The 19401-nt window shown below is 66.8% G+C and carries 18 protein-coding genes and 1 pseudogene; 14 read left to right on the top strand and 5 right to left on the bottom strand.

Features of this window, described 5'->3' with window-relative positions; genetic code table 11:
• Positions 1-174: 174 nt before the first annotated feature.
• Positions 175-1199: pseudogene (locus tag ACAM55_RS26970) on the top strand (RNA methyltransferase).
• A gap of 24 nt (positions 1200-1223) precedes the next feature.
• Here ACAM55_RS26970 and ACAM55_RS26965 read toward each other — a convergent pair.
• The gene (locus ACAM55_RS26965; protein ID WP_369657327.1) at positions 1224-1976 is read right to left on the bottom strand and encodes an alpha/beta fold hydrolase; all 753 of its coding nucleotides are present in this window, start codon (positions 1974-1976) and stop codon (positions 1224-1226) included.
• An 81-nt stretch (positions 1977-2057) separates the two neighbouring features.
• Complete coding sequence (locus ACAM55_RS26960) at positions 2058-3038, bottom strand: Bug family tripartite tricarboxylate transporter substrate binding protein (RefSeq protein ID WP_369657326.1); 981 nt, start codon at positions 3036-3038, stop codon at positions 2058-2060.
• Positions 3039-3187: 149 nt separating this feature from the next.
• Here ACAM55_RS26960 and ACAM55_RS26955 point away from each other — a divergent pair, with 149 nt between their 5' ends.
• Genes ACAM55_RS26955 through ACAM55_RS26940 form a run of 4 tightly spaced genes read left to right on the top strand, consistent with a single transcriptional unit; the run spans position 3188 to position 6897 of the window.
• Positions 3188-3745, top strand: a complete 558-nt coding sequence (locus tag ACAM55_RS26955; protein ID WP_369657325.1) for a VOC family protein — start codon at positions 3188-3190, stop codon at positions 3743-3745.
• Positions 3738-5237 carry a bifunctional 3-(3-hydroxy-phenyl)propionate/3-hydroxycinnamic acid hydroxylase gene (locus ACAM55_RS26950; RefSeq protein WP_369657324.1) on the top strand — a complete coding sequence of 500 codons (1500 nt, stop codon included), beginning with the start codon at positions 3738-3740 and terminating at the stop codon, positions 5235-5237. The genes ACAM55_RS26955 and ACAM55_RS26950 overlap by 8 nt, the downstream gene beginning before the upstream one ends.
• An 18-nt stretch (positions 5238-5255) precedes the next feature.
• On the top strand, positions 5256-6008 hold the full coding sequence (locus tag ACAM55_RS26945) for an IclR family transcriptional regulator (RefSeq protein WP_369657323.1): 753 nt from the start codon (positions 5256-5258) through the stop codon (positions 6006-6008).
• A gap of 40 nt (positions 6009-6048) precedes the next feature.
• Positions 6049-6897: a fumarylacetoacetate hydrolase family protein gene (locus ACAM55_RS26940; protein WP_369657322.1), complete on the top strand. Its 849-nt coding sequence runs from the start codon at positions 6049-6051 to the stop codon at positions 6895-6897.
• A gap of 82 nt (positions 6898-6979) precedes the next feature.
• Here ACAM55_RS26940 and ACAM55_RS26935 read toward each other — a convergent pair whose 3' ends face one another.
• Entirely contained in the window at positions 6980-7153 is a 174-nt protein-coding gene (locus ACAM55_RS26935; RefSeq protein ID WP_369657321.1) for an HHHH-motif protein, read from the bottom strand.
• Between the two features lie 254 nt (positions 7154-7407).
• Positions 7408-7806 (bottom strand): aspartate 1-decarboxylase, encoded by a 399-nt coding sequence (gene panD, locus ACAM55_RS26930; protein WP_369657320.1) that lies wholly within the window; start codon positions 7804-7806, stop codon positions 7408-7410.
• A gap of 302 nt (positions 7807-8108) precedes the next feature.
• Here panD and ACAM55_RS26925 point away from each other — a divergent pair, with 302 nt between their 5' ends.
• The 9 genes from ACAM55_RS26925 to ACAM55_RS26885 all read left to right on the top strand — a co-directional run bounded on the left by ACAM55_RS26925 (position 8109) and on the right by ACAM55_RS26885 (position 19153).
• Complete coding sequence (locus ACAM55_RS26925; RefSeq protein WP_369657319.1) at positions 8109-12155, top strand: TOMM system kinase/cyclase fusion protein; 4047 nt, start codon at positions 8109-8111, stop codon at positions 12153-12155.
• 17 nt (positions 12156-12172) lie between these two features.
• Positions 12173-12973, top strand: coding sequence for a BMA_0021/BMA_0022 family TOMM bacteriocin (locus ACAM55_RS26920; protein WP_369657318.1), 801 nt, complete (start codon positions 12173-12175; stop codon positions 12971-12973).
• 16 nt (positions 12974-12989) lie between these two features.
• Complete coding sequence (locus ACAM55_RS26915; RefSeq protein WP_369657317.1) at positions 12990-13823, top strand: class I SAM-dependent methyltransferase; 834 nt, start codon at positions 12990-12992, stop codon at positions 13821-13823.
• Positions 13813-15987, top strand: coding sequence for a TOMM precursor leader peptide-binding protein (locus ACAM55_RS26910; RefSeq protein WP_369657316.1), 2175 nt, complete (start codon positions 13813-13815; stop codon positions 15985-15987). The genes ACAM55_RS26915 and ACAM55_RS26910 overlap by 11 nt, the downstream gene beginning before the upstream one ends.
• Before the next feature lie 23 nt (positions 15988-16010).
• On the top strand, positions 16011-16946 hold the full coding sequence (locus tag ACAM55_RS26905) for an FHA domain-containing protein (protein WP_369657315.1): 936 nt from the start codon (positions 16011-16013) through the stop codon (positions 16944-16946).
• Positions 16947-17082: 136 nt separating this feature from the next.
• Positions 17083-17739 (top strand): hypothetical protein, encoded by a 657-nt coding sequence (locus ACAM55_RS26900; RefSeq protein WP_369657314.1) that lies wholly within the window; start codon positions 17083-17085, stop codon positions 17737-17739.
• Positions 17740-17787: 48 nt separating this feature from the next.
• Positions 17788-18366, top strand: coding sequence for a tail fiber protein (locus ACAM55_RS26895; protein ID WP_369657313.1), 579 nt, complete (start codon positions 17788-17790; stop codon positions 18364-18366).
• Between the two features lie 11 nt (positions 18367-18377).
• The gene (locus ACAM55_RS26890) at positions 18378-18806 is read left to right on the top strand and encodes a hypothetical protein (protein ID WP_369657312.1); all 429 of its coding nucleotides are present in this window, start codon (positions 18378-18380) and stop codon (positions 18804-18806) included.
• 77 nt (positions 18807-18883) lie between these two features.
• Positions 18884-19153 carry a hypothetical protein gene (locus ACAM55_RS26885; RefSeq protein WP_369657311.1) on the top strand — a complete coding sequence of 90 codons (270 nt, stop codon included), beginning with the start codon at positions 18884-18886 and terminating at the stop codon, positions 19151-19153.
• 25 nt (positions 19154-19178) lie between these two features.
• Here ACAM55_RS26885 and ACAM55_RS26880 read toward each other — a convergent pair whose 3' ends face one another.
• Positions 19179-19385, bottom strand: coding sequence for a dodecin (locus ACAM55_RS26880; RefSeq protein ID WP_369657310.1), 207 nt, complete (start codon positions 19383-19385; stop codon positions 19179-19181).
• Positions 19386-19401 lie beyond the last annotated feature (16 nt).

The raw sequence follows: 19401 nt of genomic DNA, 5'->3' as shown, positions 1-19401 counted from the left end.
CTGCGCACCCCAAGTGGCGGGATAATCGCAAAAGCGGGGCGCGGGTCCTGGTCTGGAACCGGCGGCCGCAGACACGGAAACTTCGACCGAAGCATGGCGATAGTACCCAGTCACGCGCAGGGCACCTCACGCCACCTCCGCCAAGCCCAAGATCCCCTTTGCCCCAAGCAGCGCATGCGAATCCACGAACTGAAACGACGACTCCGGGAAGCCGGCGCGGGCCCCAGCCACGAGCAGCGGATCTTGCGCCTATGGTCCCATGCGCTGCCGCGCAACAGCGGCAGGCGGCTGCCGGCGAGCTTCTTTCCGTCGTCGCTGCTGGAGGCCCTGCCGTCCATCGAGGCCGAGCTTGCGGGGCTCGCGCGCATCCATGCGGTGCATCCTGGCGCCGATGGTTCCGAGCGGCTGCTCGTCGCCCTGGCAGACGGCCAGACCGTGGAGAGCGTGTTGCTGCCTCGGGACGGCCTGTGCGTCTCTTCACAGGTGGGGTGCGCCGTCGGTTGCCAGTTCTGCATGACGGGCCGGGACGGCTTGCTCCGCCAGGTGGGGAGCGCCGAGATCATTGCCCAGGTGGCTCTCGCGCGCATGCGCCGGCCGGTGCGCAGGTGGTGTTCATGGGCATGGGTGAGCCGGCCCACAACCTGGACAACGTGATCGAGGCGATCGAACTGCTCGGCACCGTTGGCAACATCGGCCACAAGAACCTGGTGTTCTCCACCGTGGGCGATCCGCGCGCGTTCGAGCGGCTGAGCCAGGCCCGCGTGAGGCCCGCGCTGGCGCTCTCGCTGCACACGACCAAGGCCGAGCTGCGCAGGAATCTCCTTCCGCGCGCGCCGAACATGACGCCCGAGGAACTGGTCGCCGCAGGCGAGCGCTATGCGCGGGCCACCGGCTACCCCATTCAGTACCAGTGGACGCTGCTTGAAGGCATCAACGACGGGCCGGAGGAGATCGAAGGCATCGTCAGGCTGCTCTCCGGCAAATACGGCGTGCTGAACATGATCCCGTTCAACGCGGTGGACGGCGTGGCGTTCAGCCGCCCGTCGTGGGAGCGCTGCGAACAGATCGCCCGCACGCTGCACGAGCGCGGCGTCCTGACGAAGCTGCGCCATTCGGCCGGCCAGGATGTCGACGGCGGGTGCGGCCAGTTGAGGGCGCGCGCCGCCGAAGTACGGGTGGTGCCGATTCGAAGGGCCTGAGGCCGGCCGCTCAGTGGCCTCGTCTCATGTGAACGAGGCCACCCAGTCCCAGACCAGCCCGGGCGCCTCGACCATCACGTTGTGGCCATGCACCCCCAGGTCCCGTGCCTCGCGATCGAGCGAGCGGGTCTGCTCCAGGGTCACCAGCGCGTCATGGCCTCCGCGGCCGAGGTGCACGGGGCAGCGCGCCAGAGCCATCAGTTCGGCCAGCGGGGGCTTGCCCACGCCGTTGGCGCGAGGATCCATCGCAAGGCGCCAGCCATCGGCATCGTGCGCAATGCCCCGCGCGACGACGGGTGCCGCCGCATCGGCGATGCCGGCCAGACCCGAGACCTTCAGGTATCGGTCCCGCGCTTCTTCTTCGGTGGAGAACCTCTTGGCGGGCTGCGATGCCAGCGCCTCCATGCGGCGCAGCTCTTCATCGCTCCACGCGATCTTGATGCCGGCTGCAAGCACCCGGTGCGGCGTGACCCCGAACCAGCCCGTGGCCAGCGCGAGGCCGATCACCCCACCCAGCGAATGTCCGAGCACCACGAGCCGGCCCGCGGGTTGGATGTGCGGCAGCGCGGCGCGTGCGACGCTGGCGGCGTATTGGCCGATGGCATAGGCGTCCTGCCGGCCGGATCGGCCGTGGCCGGGCAGGTCGAGCACGAGCCAGCGGCCGTGCCAGCGAGCACCGGCCTCGGCGCACATGGGCGACCACACCGCCCCCGTCGCGCCCATGCCGTGCAGCATGAGAAGCAGGTCGGGACCTTCGCCGCCTTGTTCCGTGTACATGGCCACTGCCTCCGTCGCAGATTCGAGGGCGCAAGAATACCCGCCAGCTCGGCCGGCCTGGCCACGGCCGTCCATCTTCCCTCAGTCCAGCCTGACCTTGGCTTCGCGGATCACCTTGCCCCACATCGCACGGTCCGCGTTGATGAAGGCCGTGAACTCCGCCGGCGTGTTGCACCGCAGCTCGCCGCCGTAGTCGCGCCACTTCTTCGCAAGCTCGGGCGACTGGCAGGCCTTGTGCATCGCGGCACTCAGTTTTTCCAGCACCTCCTTGGGCGTTCCGGCGGGCGCGAGGATGCCCTGCCACGCGATCGGCGCGTAATCGGCCAACCCCGATTCGGCGAAGGTGGGCACATCGGGAAAGCTCGGATGCCGTTCCTTGCCGGTGATCGCCAGCAACTTGAGCTTGCCTGCGCGGACGTGGCTTGCGGCGGCCGGAAGGCCGTCGAACATCAACTGCACCTGGCCTGCGAGCAGGTCGGTGTAGGGACTGCTGCTGTTGTAGGGCACGAGGTTGGTCTTGACGCCCGCGGCGTTGTTGAACCACACGCCCGACAGGTGCGAGTAGCTGCCGATGCCCGCCGTCCCGACCGCGACCGAGTCGGGCTTGACCTTGAGCGCGGCGATGAGTTCGCGGGCGTCCTTCGCCTGGACGCCCGGCGTGGCGATCAGGCCGGTGTTCAGCACGCCCAGCAGGCTGACCGGTGCGAAGTCCTTTTCGGCGTTGAAGGGCAGCTTCGAATACAGGTGCGGCACGACCGAGAGGGAACTGGTGGTGCCGATGTACAGCGAGTAGCCGTCCGCAGGCGCCTTCGCGGCCACCTCGGTGCCAATGATGTTCGACGCGCCCGGGCGGTTCTCCACGAAGAAGGTCTGGCCCAGGATCTTGCTGAGCTCGGCGGCGATTTCGCGGGCGTTCGCATCGGGGCCGCTGCCGGCGGGGAACGGGGCAATGATGCGCACCGCCTTGGCAGGGTAGTCGGACTGGGCTGCGGCGCCAGTCGCCGCAACAGCCATCGCGGCAAGGGCGAGCCATCGGCGCACCGGCATGTTCAGAACTCTCATCGATTTGTCTCCTGTTGGGAATATGTGCCGTCTGTACATGCCTGAATGATAGTAAAACGATGGATATTGTCAAAATAAGATAATCTAGATACGATTTCATCGAACAAAGACCAAAGAGACTGATGACTTTCTCTTCAGGAGACACTGAAATGATTGAAGACACCCCCTCGTCCCTGCAGTTCAGCCACATCGGCCTCTACGTGACCGACCTGCCGCGGATGGCGCGCTTCTACAAGCAGGCGTTGCGTTTCACGCAGACCGACGCGGGCGACCTGGGTGCGGTGCAGCTGGTGTTCCTGAGCCGCGACCCGCGCGAGCATCACCAGCTGGTGCTGGCCACCGGCCGTCCGGCGGACCTGGGCTTCAACGTGGTCAACCAGATTTCCTTTCGCGTGCCCGACATCGGCACGCTGCGCCAGTTTCGCGACCGGCTGCTGGAGGAGGGCGCGCACGACATGCTTGCGATCACGCATGGCAATGCGGTGTCGGTGTATTGCCGCGATCCCGAAGGCAACCGGCTGGAACTGTTCATGGACACGCCGTGGTACTGCGAGCAGCCGCTGCGCGAGCCCGTGGACCTGTCGCAACCCGATGAGGTGGTCCTGGCCCGGGCCGAAGCCATCGCCAAGCGCTTTCCCAGGTTCATGAGCCGCGCGCAATGGCAGGCCGAGGTGGCGCGCCGCATGCAGGAGGACCAGCGTGGCTGAGGCAGGGCGCATTCACGACGTGGCGATCGTCGGCCTCGGGCCGACCGGTGCCACGCTCGCCAACCTGCTGGGTGCCGCGGGCCTCTCGGTGCTGGTGCTCGAGAAGGAGACCGGCATCTTTCCGTTGCCGCGCGCCATTCATTTCGATGGCGAGGTGCTGCGGATCCTGCAGGCCGCGGGGCTGCGCGACGAGGCACTGGCCATCTCCCGGCCCGGGGTGCAAGGCATGCATTTCGTCAACGGCGCCGGCGAGACCATGCTCATCCGAGGCGGCACGGCCGCGCTGGGACCGCACGGCTGCGCCAACAACTACTACTTTCACCAGCCCCAACTCGAAGCCGTGCTGCGCAAAGGCCTCGCGCGCTTCGCGAACGTGGACATCCGCCTGCGCCATGAAGTCGTCGGCGTCGAACAGGACACCGATGGCGCCACCTTGCGCGTGCGCGCCGTCGAGGCCGATCGCGTCCAGCACATGCGCGCGCGCTACGTCGTCGGCTGCGACGGCGCGCGCTCGCCGGTGCGCCAGCGCATGGGCAGCGCGATGGCCGATCTCGGTTTGAAGCAGCCCTGGCTCGTGTTCGACGTGGTGCTCGAGAAGGACGTCGATCTGCCGCATCACACGGTGCAGCACTGCAACCCGGTGCGCCCGATGACCTATTGCAATGTGGTCGGCCACCGGCGCCGCTGGGAAATCATGGTGCTGCCGGGCGACGACCGCGAGGCCATGGTGCAGCCCGACGCGTTGTGGCAAATGGTCGCACCCTGGGTGCGGCCCGATCAGGCGCGGCTGGAGCGCGCCGCCATCTACACCTTTCATTCGGTGATCGCCGAAGGCTGGCGCGATGGCCGGCTGCTCCTGGCCGGCGACGCCTGCCACCAGACGCCGCCATTCCTGGGACAAGGCATGTGCGCGGGCATTCGCGACGCCGCCAATCTCGCGTGGAAGCTCGAGGCGGTGCTGAAGGGCCGCGCGCCGGCCGAATTGCTCGACACCTACGAGTCGGAGCGCGCGCCGCACGTGCGCGCGCTGATCGAACTGGCCGTGCGGCTGGGCAACATCATCCAGACCACGGACCCCGAACTCGCGGCCGAGCGCGATGCGAAGTTCCGCACCGGCCAGCCGGAGATCTTCGAACTGCCGCCGCAGATGCTCGGCGCCGGTGCCTTCGATGCGACGCCCGGCGCGCTGGCGGGCAGCCCTTTTCCGCAACCGCGCCTGGACGATGGCCGCCTGCTCGACGAGTTGCTGGGGCATCGCAGCGCCGTCATCGGCCACGCACCGGCGCTGGCATCGGCCGCGCCGTCCACCGCCGATCGATGGCGCCGCGCCGGCGCGATCGTCATCGACCGTCCCGATGCATTGCTGCGCGACTGGCTCGATTCACACCAAGCCCATGCGGTGATACTGCGGCCTGACCGATATATCGTCGGCGTCGCGCGCACGGGGCACGATCTGGATCGCATCTCGCAATACCTCCCCGTCGCGCCATGAAATCTCGGAGGAACTCGCGTGCCGGAAAAATCCATGTCCAGCCTGGGCCGCATGCTCGGGGTTTTGGACCTCTTCGACGACAGGCACCTGACACGCACGGCGGACGACATCTCGGCAGCACTCGACGTGTCGCTGCCCACGGGCTACCGCTACGTGCGCATGCTGCTCGAAGCCGGCCTGCTGCAGCGCGTCGAAGACTCGCACTATGCGCTGGGACCGCGCATCATCCTGCTCGACCACTACATCCGAAAGGCCGACCCGGTGCTGCGCGAAGGCATTCCGGTGATGCGCGAACTGGTGGCGGCCACGGGCTTCGACTGCGTGGTCTCGGCGCTGTTCGGACTGCAGGTGCTCGACACGCACCGCGAGATGGGCAGTACCCCCGCCACGCTCGCGTATGGACGAGGCCGGCCACGCCCGCCGTTCCAGGGCGCGGCGCCCAAGGTGCTGCTTGCCGCGCTGCCGCCCGCGCAGCTGCGCAAGATTTTCGATGCGCGCCGCGACGAAGCCGTGCGCAGCGGGCTGCCCGCCGAGTGGAGCGAATTTCGCCGCAGCTTCGCCGCGATCCGCAAGGCGGGGCACTACGTGTCGGTCGGCGAACTCGAGCCGCAACTCGCGGCCGTGGCCGCGCCGATCCCCAAGGCCGACGGGGGCGCATGGGCCGCCCTCTCGCTGGTCTTCGATACCTCGCGCCTGGCCATCGTCGACATCGACAAGATGGTTCACCTGATCACCGAAGGCGCTGCGCGCATAGGAGGTCGGCTGGCATAGATCAACAACCCAACCCACCACGCTCCATCAGAGGCAGACCATGAAACTCATCAGCTACCAATACAACGGCATCGACAGCTACGGCGCGGTGCTCGGCGACCGCGTCATCGATCTGCGCGAGGTCTTCAGTGACCGCGCGGCAGACCTGAAGACGCTCATCGCCGCGGGCCTGCTGGCCGAAGCGGCCGCAGCCGCCGAGAAGGCGCGCGCGACCTTGCCGCTGAGCGAAGTGCAGTTGCTGCCCGTGATTCCCAACCCCGGAAAGATCGTGTGCGTGGGGCTCAACTACGGTGACCACGTGCGGGAAACGGGCCGCGAGATCACCGAAAAGCCGACGCTCTTCTTGCGCGTCGCCGAGTCGCAGGTCGCGCATGGCGAGGCCATCGTGATGCCGCCCGAGTCGGGCAAGCTCGACTACGAAGGCGAGATCGCCATCGTCATCGGCAACGGCGGTCGCCGCATCGCCGAAGCCGATGCCTGGCACCACATTGCCGGCTACGCCTGCTACAACGACGGCAGCATCCGCGACTGGCAGACCGCCACGCCGCAGTGGACGGCCGGCAAGAATTTCTGGCGTACCGGTGGCTTCGGTCCATGGATGGTCACGCGCGACGAGATCAAGGACGACCAGGTGATGACGCTCGTCACGCGGCTGAACGGACAGGAAATGCAGCGCACCACCACCGACAAGCTGATCCACAGCATTCCGCGGCAGATTGCGCACATCTCCGCCTTCATGCCGCTGGCCGCGGGCGACGTGATCGTGACGGGCACGCCAGGCGGCGTGGGTGCCAAGCGCACGCCACCGGTCTGGATGAAGCCCGGCGACGTGGTGGAGGTCGAGGTCGATGCCATCGGCATCCTGCGCAACACCGTCCGCGCGGAATAAGAACGCATGAGAAAACCCCGGCACGAAGCCGGGGTCGATCGCAATGCGCCAGTCGTGTCACGTGCCTGGTCGGCACACGAACTCAGCGCACCCAGCGGCACACGCGCTGATGGCGGTGCGCATCCCACTTGCACACCTTGTGCGCCTTGTGCATCTTGTGGCCACGGTACGGCGCTGCCGAGGCCACGCTCGGCGCCAGCACCGCGAGGCTGGCGAATGCCACAACGCTGGAGAGAATGAATTGCTTGATCTTCATGGAGTTCTTTCTGAGCAATAAGGTGAATGAACAACGCTGCATGGCTCGGGCTGGACGAACGAATGCGGCGCAGCTGGCACGGGGCGTGAGCCCTGCTTTTTTCTTCCGCAGCCTGGAGCGACTTTACTGGGGCAACGTTGAGCGCACGATGAGTGCACGCCGCCGCTCTTGCGAACTCCGTCACGAAAAGCCGAGTCGGATGTGCTTTCCAAGGCAGCACCCCCATGCTCGATTCCACGGCAATGGCGAGAGGTCTAGGCCATCGCAGATTCAGAAGCCGCCTGCACCGGAATGTGCGCGCGCTCTTCCTTGATGCGGTTGGCGCCATCCACGAACACGAGCTTGGGCTTGTAGCCCGCCACCTGGTCTTCCGGCACCAGGCCGAAGGCCGCGATGATGATGAGGTCGCCCACCGATGCCCGGCGCGCGGCCGAGCCGTTGACCGAGATGATGCCGGTGCCGCGCTCGCCGCGGATCGCATAGGTGACGAAGCGCTCGCCGTTGTTGATGTTCCAGATGTGCACCTGTTCGTTCTCGGCCAGGTTGGCGGCGTCGAGCAGGTCTTCGTCGATGGCGCAGGAGCCCTCGTAGTGCAGTTCGCAGTCGGTGACGGCAACGCGGTGGATCTTGGACTTGAGCAGGGTGCGGAACATGGAACGGACTCTCTCTTTTCTAAAAGGTGGATCGGCCTTGCAGCCGGCGTGGCGAGGCGGAGGATAGTCGAACCGCCGGCCGACGAAATCGCGAGTTCTTTCAACCTACAACCAAGGAACCACGCGCTAGAAAGACCTCCATTGCCCCTGCAGTGCGCTTTCTTTTTGAAGAATCTCTTACGAAATAAATCGCCCCTCGGCTACAGTAACAAATCGTGTTTCGTTCGATTTGTCTGCGCGGCCAACCGTTGCCGCAACGCACTTCGGAGTTGGGTTGGCCAATCAACCAGGTGGGGGCTGAAATGCAGGATGCCGTCATTGCGAGCATTGACGCAACGGAGCATGTGGCGCCGGATGACCCGTTGCGCATTCCCGGCTACGACGTGCTCGGTGTGCTGGGCGTCGGCGGCTACGGTACTGTCTATCGCGCCACGCAACATCACACGGGAAACACGGTCGCGATCAAGGTCGTGAAGCTGCGGGAGGGCCGGCAGCGCGTGGCTCGCTTCCATCGCGAGACCAAACTCTGCGCCGCGCTGCATCATCCCCACATCGTGCAGTTGCTCGACAAGGGCGAGCAGGGCGCCTGCGTGTACGGCGTCTTCGAGTACGTGCCCGGAGAAACGCTCAAGAGCCTGATCCGGCGCAGAGGCTCGCTGACCGCGGCAGAGACCGGCCATCTCATGGCGGAAGTGCTCGATGCGCTGGATTGCGCGCATCGGGCCGGCATCGTTCACCGCGACTTGAAGCCCGACAACGTGATGGTGAGCTTCACCGGTGCGCTGCCGCATGCGAAGGTGCTGGACTTCGGCATCAGCACGGTGATCCCGCTGCAAAGAGAGGTTCAGTTTGCGACGCTGACGATGGACGAGGAGTGCCTCGGCACGCCGGCGTACAGCGCGCCAGAGCAGCTTCGCGGCGAGCCGCCGAGCGCCGGCTCCGATCTCTATGCCTGGGGATTGATGTTCCTCGAATGCCTGACGGGCGCGCCCGCGATCCATGGCGATTCGACCGCCGAGATCGTGCATCGGCAACTGAGCCCGCAGGAGGTGCCGCTGCCGGCCGAGATGGCCGCGCATCCGGTGGCGCAGCTGCTGCGGCGTGTGCTGAAGAAAAAGCCTGCCGAGCGTTGCGCATCGGCCTCCGCGTTGCTCGAAGAACTCGGCCGGCTCAGGCTCGACGACCTCGTGGGTGCCTTCAGACCGGTGCTGGGCCAAGGGGACGATTCGCTGGCGCGCACTGTCGCCACGGCAAGGGCTTTCTCGGAGAAGCGGCAACTGACGGTGCTGTGCTGCAGCGTCGCGGTCTGGCCTGACGTCAGCGAGAGCGAAGAGGGCGAGGGCGCGTCCCTGCCCTCGGACATCGAGAACCTGGAGCTGCTGCAGCGCGAAGAGCTCGGCCGTTTTTCAGAAGCGGCCACACGGCGCGGTGGCCTGCTGGCGGGCACGCTGGGCGATCGCATGATCGTCCTGTTCGGCTACCCGCATGCGAGCGACACCGACGCGCGGCAGGCGTGCATGACGGCGCTCGAGCTGACGGCCCTGGGCTGCAGCAGGTCGGCCGCCATCCGGCAGGCCCACGGCGTGCACCTGGGCATTCGCATGGGCATGCACACCGGCATGGCCGTGGTGGCGGGCGGCGAGATTCCCTCGGGCCATGCCGTGAGCGTGGCGATGCGCCTGGAGGGCATGGCCGGGATGGGGACGCTGCTCGCCAGCGAAAGCAGCTATCGCCTGTTGGCTCGCCACGCGCATTTCGAACAGGCCGGCAGCGTGAGCATGCCGGGACTGTCCGCCGGTGTTCAGACCTACCGGCTGGATGCGCAGAAGCCGTCTGCGTCGCCGCCTGCGGCCACGCCGGGTGCGTTGAGCCGCATGTGCATCGGCCGCGATCGGGAGCTGGCGCTGTTGCGGGCCGAATGGACGCAGGCCGCCATGGGCCATGGGCGCGCGGTGTGGATCCGCGGCGAGCCGGGCATCGGCAAGTCCTGCCTCGTCGACGTGCTGCGAGAGCACGTGGCCCAGGAAGGCAGACCCAGGTCCGTCAATGCCCATTGCCAGCCGGAACACCGCAACAGCGCGCTGATGCCGTTCCTCGCGTTGCTGCGCCAGCAGCTCGAAGCGGTGCCGGGCGCGTCGCCGGACACCCAGCGCGTCCAACTGCACGAGGCCCTGCAGGCCGCCGGCTGCGACGGCCGTGCGGTGACGCCGATCTTCTGTTCATGGTTGTCGCTTCCGCTGGGCGCCGGCCAGGCGAGCCAGGCATCCCCGGCGATGCAGAAGGCACTGCTGCTGCAATCGACCGCGCAGTGGCTGCTGCACACGGCGGCCTCGGCGCCGCTTCTGCTTGTGGTGGAAGACGTGCATTGGGCCGACCCCACGAGCATCGAATTTCTCGAGCAGCTGGTCGCGCAGCTGGCCGACCGGCGTGTGCTGCTGGTGCTGACGGCGCGGCCTGAATGGGAAAAGCCCGAAGGCCTGAAGGCCGAATGCATCGAAGTGCGAAGGCTCGACGATGCAGAGGCCAGCCAGCTGGCCCACCAGGTGCTCGCACCGAGGAAGATCGACGCCGCGGTGATCCGCAACATCGTCGCGCGCACCGACGGCGTGCCGCTCTTCGTGCAGGAGATGGCGCGCATGCTGCTGGACACCTACCTGGTCGAACAGGGCGGTGCCTGGGTCTTCAAGCACACGGCACAGCCGGCCGCCATCCCCGTCACGCTGCGCGACTCCCTGGTGAGCCGATTCGATCGCCTCGGGCCCGCCAAGAGCCTGCTGCAACTGGCGGCCACCATCGGGCGGCAGTTCGACGCAAGGTTGCTGTGCGCATGTTCAGGCAAGGCGCGCGAGATGGTGGACAGGGAGTTGGAGGCCCTGCGCGACGCGGGGCTCGTCATGCCGGCCGAGCCGTCGGGTGCGGGTGCGGACGCCTTCGTCTTCCGGCATGCGCTGATCCGCGACACCGCCTACGAATGCATGCTCGTCGCGCAGCGCCGGCAGCAGCACCGGAAGGTGGCGCAGGCCCTGTTGCAGAGCGACCCGCAGCGCGTCGCCAACGAGCCGGGCATCGTCGCGCAGCATTGGGCCGATGCCGGAGAGCACGCGCAGGCGGTCGCGCACGCGGTGCGCCAGCTTCGCCTCACGCAGCACCGTTCGCTCAACGACGAAACCATCGCCTATGCGCAGCACATCGACGGCTGGCTCGGGCATCTGGCCGGCGCCCCGCAGCGCGAAGCCCGCCTGGACGTGAACAGCTACGTCACGCAGGCGATGATGAACAAGTACGGCTGGGCCCATGCCCAGGTGGTGGACCGCATCGCCCTGTCGCAGGAGCTGCTGGACGACACGGTGGCCGCGGACAAGCAGGTGCAGCACCTGTGGGCCATGATCACCTTTCACCATGTTGCGAGCAACCGCGACGAGGTCCGGCGGCTGAGCCACCGGTTGCTGGGCCATGCGAGGCATCAGCAGGACCAGGGTGTGCTGGTGGCCGGCCAGACCTACCTGGGCCTCGCGCACTATTCCGATGGCCGGTTCGCCATGGCGGAACGCGCGTTGACCGACGCCGTCGAGCGCTACGACCCCGAGGCGCACGCGCACCATGCGGCGGACTTCGGCTTCGACACGCGCGTGTGGGCGACCACGGGTCGTTCGCTGGTGCGATGGTTCGCCGGCCGTGACGGGGCTGCGGGCACCGATGCCGCCCAGGCCGTGCAGTGGGCCAGGGAGATGTCTCACATTCCTTCGCTGAGCATGTCCCTGCTGTACCAGAGCCTGGGCCACCAGGCCCGCGGCGACAAGGCGGCGGCGCTGGCGAGCACGACCGAGCTGCTCGACATCACCGCGCGCTACGGCCTGCCGGCTTTCCAGGGCTATGCGGACATCATCCGCTGCTGGGCGACGGGCGACCCGCAAGACATCGCGCAGGCCGACGGCACCGTGCAGGCCCTGTGGAACATGGGGTGCCGCTATTGCCAGACTTACTACCGTGTCTTCGCCGCCGAAACGCTGGCCGGCCATGAGCGATGGGACGAGGCGATCGACCGCATCGACGATTGCCTGCGACTGGTGGAGCAACTCAACGAAAGGCTGTACAGCGCCGAGCTCCACCTGAAGAAGGCCCGCTACCTTCTGGGCGCAGGCGCCGAACGTGCGGCAGCGATGCTGTCTTTTTTCCGCGCCGCGAAGGTCGCGCGGGAAGGCGGAAAACACAGGACCGAGTTCGATGCGCTGGTGGCGTTGCAGGCGCTCGCGCCGGCCGACCGGGACGTGTCCAGACGCTTGAAGGATCTGGCCGCCATGCGGCCGGAGTTGTGCCCGCGCAAGCCGATGCCTGCGCATTTTTCTTAACCAAGGAAGAAGTCATCATGACCCAGCGCCAAAGTGCATCCGAGCCCTTGCTCGAATTCCGTCTCGCCTACCTCCGGGCCCTTGCGCGATCCTGGCAAGACGATGCGTACCGACGCGAACTGCTCGACCAGCAGGACATCCAGCCGCTGCTGCACCGCGACTTCGGCCTGCCGACGCTGTGGCCGCTGGTGAACATCGGCCTGTACCTCAACGGCGATCCGGCGCAGAGGGCCGAATGGAAGCCGGTGCTGACGGCAGGCTGGACCAGCCCCGACGATGCCTTCGTCATCGTGTTGCCGCAGGCGCCGACCTCTCACGCGACCGAGGCCCTGGCCGCCTACTACCAGCTGTTCCCGAATTTCATGGGCGCCGCCGCCGCCTTCGACAAACCGGACGAGCCGGACAAGCCCGTCGGACCGCCGCAAGGCGCGCTGCCGACCGGGCTCGGCATTCCGGGTGGTGGTCCGGATTCCCTGCTGGCGTTCGGCGGCGTGGTGCTGCGCGCCATCGCCCTCGCGTGGCAATCGCCGGAGTTCCTGGGCGACCTGACGCGCGAGCCCGCGACCGACAAGGCCCCGGTGCTGAGCCAATGGCTGGGCTACAACAACCCGTTCAATTTCCAGATCCGGTTCGTCACACATCCGAAGCTCACCTGGGATGCCGCAAGCGGCAAGTGGAACCTGAAGGGCCCGGACGGTTCGCTGATCAAGAACTCGATCCAGCTGAACTATCCGCAGGCACCGGCGGAGGAGGGGATGCGCCCGATTGCGCTCACCGCGTACAACAACACGGGCAGTGCCTATCCCTTCACTTGCTGAGTCCCCTGCAGAAGGGGTGCCGCCGACTGCGCTGCAGGGCGCCACCGCGACGCTGCTGTTGACGCTCGCCGCCCGGGCCGGGTCGGCGGGGGTCATTGAGGCGTCGGCCTTCTCCGACCCCGAGGCGCGCCGCATTGCCGCAGCGCTGCCGTTCGACCTGTCCGCCGGCACGCGGGATGCGGCATTCGTCCGCGGCGTTGTCCTGCGCGCTGCATTGATCGATCGCCTGGCGGCCGAGTTCTTCGCGGCGCATCCGCGCGGCATCGGCGTCACCCTGGGAGCCGGGTTGTGCACGCGCCGCAAACGGCTGGGGCCGCGTGTGGCGCACAGCGGTGGCGTCGATTGGCTCAACGTTGATCTGCCGGATGCGATTCGCCTGCGCGAGCAGCATGTGACGCCCGGCGAAGCAGAGCGCAACCTCGCGTGCTCGATCCTCGACCTCGCGTGGCTGGATGCGGCCGACCTGCCGGCCGACCGGCCCGTGCTCGTGATGCTGGAAGGCGTGTGCCCCTATCTGCCGCAGGCACCCCTGGAGGCCATGCTGCTTCATCTGGCCCGGCGTTTCGAACCGCGCGGGTCCGCAAGCGTCGTCGTGCTGGACTACGTCCATCCGGTCCTGGCGGGCATGCCGGTGCAGGTGGGCGGCATGCATCTGCCGGTGGTCTCGGGCTTCGAGGACTCCGCCCGCATCGCGGCCATCCATCCGTCGATCCGCATGGTCTCCGAGGATCATCTCTACTCGCAGTTCTCCGATTCGCACCGGCTCTTCGAGGCTGCATTCCGCGCGGCGACCGGCCGATGGCCCTACACGGTTGCCCGCTTCGCGCTGGGATCGCCGCATGACGCATAACCTGCCCTCGATGGATTTCTTCACCGGCGTTTACGAGTGGCATGGCAAGTTCCTGCCGCCGCTGGTGCGGCCGGAAGGCCTGCTGCTGTTGAGCGAGACCGACCTGTTCCTGCTCGGCGCACCCGGCGTGCTGGCCGCCGAGCGCATGCTGCGCGAACGTGTGAGCCTGGCCTCGCATTGCAGAGCCCAGGGCGCGCCCGCACTGCTGGCGCAGATGCTGCACGCGGTCGAAGCCCTGGTGCGGCAGGGGCTGGCAAGGCCGGTGCCGGTGAACGACACGGAGCGTTACGTCGTTCCGGATTTTTCATTGCCGTTCGAACGCATCCACGTGGAGGCGCACGTCGACGCCATCGTGCTGTCGCAAGCGCTGGACCCCGATGCGGCTCGGCGCTGGGCGCGGGAAGCGGGCGGCAACGAAACGCGCACCATCGTGTTCTGCGACGACTACCTCGACCCCAGGCTCGGCCTGATTGACGCGCAGCAGCGGGCGGCAAGGCGTCCATGGCTGCTGGTCAAGCCGACGGGCGAGCGGGCCATGGTCGGACCGCTGTTCACGCCGCATGCGGCCGCCGCCACCGCGTGCTGGCATTGCCTCGCGCATCGCCTGCTGCGGAATCAGCCTGTAAGGGCGTGGTGGCAGGACAGGCATGGCGGCCGAGCCGTCGGCTTGCCGGTACGCGCCGACGCGAAGCTCGCCAGCGACCGCCTGGAACGCCTGCTTCCGCTGGCGCTGGAGATCGTCGCACAGGCCGGCCAGCAGCTGTGGACCATCGAGCCCGTGCAGCCGCATGCCGTCGTGGTGCGGCCCCAGTGTCCGCAGTGCGGCGATGCGGGGCTCATGGCGCAACTTCAGCGTCGTCCGGTGGTGCCTGCGCCGTGCCTTGCAAGTGCCCGGCCCGATGGTGGCTGGCGCACGATGCCCGCATCCGCCACGGTCGAGCGCCTGGCTCCGCACCTCGATCCGCTGTGCGGCGTCATTGCGCGCGTCGTGCCGTTGGGCACGGAAGCGGAAGACGCACTGGCGGTCTACCGCAGCGAAATCTTCAGGACGCCAGCCGCCCGCGGCGATCTTTCCGCCAGCGCGCTGGTCCAGGTGTGCCTTGGCAAGGGCATGTCCACGGAGCAGTCCCGTGCCAGCGCAATGTGCGAAGCCGTGGAGCGGTACGCCGCCTTTCACCAGGGCGATGAGGCCTGCGTTTTCGCGGCGGCGTCGGCGCTGGACGCGCGCTGCATCCTGCCGCAGGCGCTCGCACTTTTCAGCGACAGGCAGCGCATGCAACTGGAAGCGCACGGCCCGCCGCATGCGGTGGCCTCGCCGGCGCCGTTGGCGCACGAACCGGCATGGTGGACGCCGGCCTGGTCGCTGACATCCAAGTCCCGCTGCTACCTGCCGCTGGCCTTCTGCCATGCCAACGCCCCGGCGGAAAGCCAGCGGCACTCGGTGTGGACTTCGAACGGCTGCGCTGCCGGGAACACGCTGGAGGAAGCCATCCTTCAGGGCTTTCTCGAACTGGTGGAGCGCGACGCCGCCGCCATCTGGTGGTACGGCGAAATCCGCAGGCCCGCCATCGACGTCGGGTGCCTCGCTGCGCAAAGCCGCGCACGCATCGCGCGCAGCCTGGGGCCGCAATGGGAGCACTGGGCGCTGGACCTCACCCACGACTTCGGCATTCCGGTCGTGGCTGCCATCGGCCGGCATCGCGCAACGGGTGACTGGGCCATCGGCTTCGGTTGCAGCCTGAGTGCCGCGCTCGCCTGCGAGCGCGCGCTCACGGAAATGAGCCAGCTCATTGCCGCCGGAAAGAAATTTTCCGTACTGCATTCAGGCGGCCCGGAAGACGCGCCACGCTTTCTCATGCCGGCGGAAGAAGTCGATGGCCATGCGGCACCGATGCGCCCATTCGCCATGGCGGCCGGCGCGGACATTGCCGAAGAGATCGAACGCTGCGTGCGCATCGCTGCGTCGCTCGGCATGGAGACGGTGGTTCTCGACTACACGCGGCCGGACATTCCGCTTCGCACCGTGAAAGTGGTCGTGCCCGGCCTGTGCCACATCTGGCCGGAGCTGGGCAACCCGCGGCTCTACCGCGTGCCCATGGCGATGGGATGGCGCGACACCCCCCTGTACGAAAGCGACCTGAATACCGAGGCGCTGTATGTCTGAAAACGACGAAGGAAAAACTGCCGATGGCCATCTTCCGGAACAAGCTCGATCAACGCGGCATCGTGCTGCGCCCCATGCATGCCTTCGGCCGGCGTCCCTCGGCCTGCCAGACGGTGCTGCAGGCGCCCGACGTGTCGCAAATCCATGCGCTGGTCCGCTGGAATCGCCTGGCCTGGGAGATCGTCGATCAAAGCCGCAACGGAACCACGCTGAATGGCGAACGCCTGCCGAGCGGCCGCTGGACCGTGGTGCCGCCGGGCGCGGAAATACAGCTGGGCCTGGGCGAGGAATCGGCCTGGATCGCCGAAGACCTGGCGCCTCCGGCGACCTGTCTTTTCCCGAGTGACGGGCAGGGCTCGCTGGTGGTACTGAGCTCGCGCGAGAACCTGTTGCCGGACGCGCAGCAGCCCGAGGTGAACGTCTATTTCCTCGAAGGCCAATGGGTGCTCGAGCACATCGACGGTGTCGACCGGCTGGGCGACGGTGCCATGGTGCGGACTTCCGGCAGCACCTGGGAGTTCGTGCTGTGCGACGACCTGGAATCGACGGCAGAAAACCAGATGGCGTCGGTGTCGCCGCCGCCCGTGGAGGTCGCCCTTCACTTCAATGTCAGCCAGAACGAGGAACACACGAGCCTGAGCCTGGTGACGGGCGGCAAGTCGGTTTCCCTTGGCGAGCGCATCCACCACTACACCCTCGTGACCCTTGCCAGGGTGCGTTCGCAGGACGCGCAACGCGGGCTTGCGCCGCAAAGCCAGGGCTGGATCGCGCTGGACGAGCTGTCGCGCATGCTCGGCGTGGAACCGTCGTACGTGAACATCCAGATCTTTCGCGCGAAGCATCAGATCCTGAATGCGCTGCCCACCCACGCGGCCGAGCCGCCGCTGGTGGAGCGCCGCCGCGGCGATGTGCGTTTCGGCAACTACCCGTTCCTGATCGAGGGCGGCGCGCGCAGCTGAACGGCCGCCTGCCGGAGACTGCGCTTCGTGTAATCGCCTGTAATTCCGTTGAAGAGGGCGGCTCCCTAGAGTTGGTTCCAGTTCGGTCCCACAGCGGTCCGGACTGTTCCACCAACCACTTCCTCTGGAGAGCGACATGGGCAATATCTATTCCATCACTGTCAACAACCGTGCGAATCATTCGGCGTATTTCATGGTGTTCCAGGATGACCCGACCAGTTGGGCACCCAACGCGATGTCACTCGCATGGTTCTCCAAGTATTCCAATCCGAGCCCGACCGCACGCATCAAGTTCGAGTGGACGCTGGACACCGGTTTTTCCTGGGCTGAGACGGGCGAACTGCAGGCCGGCATTCAGTTCACAGCCTCCGAACTCTACGACGCGAGTAACGGACAGAACAAGATCACGCTGGACTACAACAAGGCCTATCAGTTCATCGAGCCCAGCAAGGGGCCCGATCCTGCGCGGTTCTATCTCCGTGAATCCCCAAACATTCCCATCAACTCGCAGGCCTCGGTCGGTGTGACCATGGCCGGCAAGACGGTGTATGCAGTGCAGGCGCGTCCCAATCAGAACCTGACTTTCTCGACGACACCCAAGTACTACATCGCCTACGGCAGCTACGAGGAAGGCGACGTGATCGATGTCGGTTCGATCAATAACCCCCTGGCGTTGTCGTACCCCACTGGCGTCTATTCGCTCACGACCACGCTAAACGTCGACAACACCTGGGATCCGCCGGTCACGCTGGCGGAGGCCAACACGCAGCGCCTGCGGCTGCTCTCCCGCTGATCTGCGCCTGGCAAAAAAACCGCAGGCCTGGCTGGAAAGGAATTCGACATGTTCGATGCATGCGTCATAGGCAGCGTCTGCGGTTTTGCCGGACAGGTGAACCCCGTTTCGGGCGACGCCAACAACATCTGGAAGAACACCGCGTGTGCGAGCCAGAACTCGGTGACGGCGCCCAAGCGCGACGACATCCCGACCACCTACCTCGAGGCGCAGGGCTGGATGCTGTGCGACGGGCGCAAGCTCAAGGTCAGCGCGTACCCGGAGCTGTTCGCCGCGCTGGGCTACCTGTACGGCGGGGTGAGCGACGACTTCTGCATTCCCGATTACCGCGGCCTCTTCCTGCGCGGCAACGATGCGGGCTCGGGCATGGACCCGGATGCCGCATTGCGCATGGCGCCGACGGGCAGCGGGACTGTCAACGGCGTGGGTTCCTACCAATGCGACGCCTTGCAGACGCACACCCACACCTACAAGGCGGTGACGCTGGCGGCGGTGTCGCAGAGCGGCAGTGCGGCGGGCCAATCCTCGGGCGACCTGGAGACCAGCGTGCCCATCGAGCCCGCACGGCTCACCTCGGAGACGCGGCCGAAGAACCTTTCGATCAACTACATCATCAAATTTCGCTGAGGAAGAAGATCATGAAGAACACAAGCCAACTCGCCATCCTTTGCGCCATCTCGATGGCCGTGCTGAGCGGTTGCCAGGGCATCGGATCGAAGCCGGGGGAGACCCAGGTGGGCGTGGACGCCCAGTGCGTCGTCACCGCGACCGGCTACCAGCACATCTTCGCGCGCCATTGCACCGCAACGTCCGGCGCCAGCCAGCTGCTGCCGCAGTACTGCACCAACGCCGCCGCGGCGCAGAACTTCTGCCGCATGGTCCAGACTGCGCCGAGCCAGACCCGCGTCGTGCAGCCCGACCATCGGATCCGCTATGACGCCAACCTCAACCAGGTCGTCGGCACGGCCGGCGAAAAGTGCGGACGCCTCATCATCGAAAGCGCAACCAACGGCACGGTCGTCACCGAGTTTCCGGAACTCGCCGGTGCGCCGGGCAACTGCAGCTAGCGGCTGAAACAATGCGGCGAATCATCCAGGTGCCACAAGGAATGCGGCCCGAGACACCGGGCCTCCCCAGCCTCCCGATGGACGAATCCATCTGGGAGGACGGCTATTCGCTCGTCATCGATGAACTGAAACAGGGAGCGCTGCAGAAGTTCTGGAAGCACTACTACGGCGCCTCCGCGGAGATGGTGTTTGCAGGCGACGGCCTGGCGGAGCTCCGCAAGGACATCCTGGCGGCGCTGCCGGGCTGCACCGACACGCCGGCCGTGATCGGCTTTCTGCTGGATCTGGCGCGGATGTGCGCCCGTGCGCGCCGCGCCAAGCACAGCCTCCATGTCATCGCCGACTAGCTGGCCGGCCGCAGCCAGCCAGCCGCTACTCGAGCGTGAAGCCGATCTTCAGCGTCACCTGCCAGTGCGCGACCTTGCCGTCCACCACGTGGCCGCGCGTCTCGGTGACGGTGAACCACTGGATGTTGCGAACCGTCTCGTGCGCCTTGGCGATGGCCGTCTGCACGGCATCCTCGATGCTGACGGGCGATGAGCCGGTGAGCTCGAGCGACTTGTAAACGTGATTCGACATGTCTGTGCTCCTTGTA

This window comes from Variovorax sp. V213, from assembly GCF_041154455.1.
GTDB lineage: Bacteria > Pseudomonadota > Gammaproteobacteria > Burkholderiales > Burkholderiaceae_C > Variovorax.
This window is presented reverse-complemented; position numbering and strand designations above follow the sequence as displayed.

Bases quoted from the DNA above. Each gene is read 5' to 3' on its own strand.
- ACAM55_RS26965 (WP_369657327.1), bottom strand. From the start codon at position 1,976: ATGTACACGGAACAAGGCGGCGAAGGTCCCGACCTGCTTCTCATGCTG.
- ACAM55_RS26960 (WP_369657326.1), bottom strand. From the start codon at position 3,038: ATGAGAGTTCTGAACATGCCGGTGCGCCGATGGCTCGCCCTTGCCGCG.
- ACAM55_RS26955 (WP_369657325.1), top strand. From the start codon at position 3,188: ATGATTGAAGACACCCCCTCGTCCCTGCAGTTCAGCCACATCGGCCTC.
- ACAM55_RS26940 (WP_369657322.1), top strand. From the start codon at position 6,049: ATGAAACTCATCAGCTACCAATACAACGGCATCGACAGCTACGGCGCG.
- ACAM55_RS26935 (WP_369657321.1), bottom strand. From the start codon at position 7,153: ATGAAGATCAAGCAATTCATTCTCTCCAGCGTTGTGGCATTCGCCAGC.
- panD (WP_369657320.1), bottom strand. From the start codon at position 7,806: ATGTTCCGCACCCTGCTCAAGTCCAAGATCCACCGCGTTGCCGTCACC.
- ACAM55_RS26925 (WP_369657319.1), top strand. From the start codon at position 8,109: ATGCAGGATGCCGTCATTGCGAGCATTGACGCAACGGAGCATGTGGCG.
- ACAM55_RS26920 (WP_369657318.1), top strand. From the start codon at position 12,173: ATGACCCAGCGCCAAAGTGCATCCGAGCCCTTGCTCGAATTCCGTCTC.
- ACAM55_RS26910 (WP_369657316.1), top strand. From the start codon at position 13,813: ATGACGCATAACCTGCCCTCGATGGATTTCTTCACCGGCGTTTACGAG.
- ACAM55_RS26905 (WP_369657315.1), top strand. From the start codon at position 16,011: ATGGCCATCTTCCGGAACAAGCTCGATCAACGCGGCATCGTGCTGCGC.
- ACAM55_RS26900 (WP_369657314.1), top strand. From the start codon at position 17,083: ATGGGCAATATCTATTCCATCACTGTCAACAACCGTGCGAATCATTCG.
- ACAM55_RS26895 (WP_369657313.1), top strand. From the start codon at position 17,788: ATGTTCGATGCATGCGTCATAGGCAGCGTCTGCGGTTTTGCCGGACAG.
- ACAM55_RS26890 (WP_369657312.1), top strand. From the start codon at position 18,378: ATGAAGAACACAAGCCAACTCGCCATCCTTTGCGCCATCTCGATGGCC.
- ACAM55_RS26885 (WP_369657311.1), top strand. From the start codon at position 18,884: ATGGACGAATCCATCTGGGAGGACGGCTATTCGCTCGTCATCGATGAA.
- ACAM55_RS26880 (WP_369657310.1), bottom strand. From the start codon at position 19,385: ATGTCGAATCACGTTTACAAGTCGCTCGAGCTCACCGGCTCATCGCCC.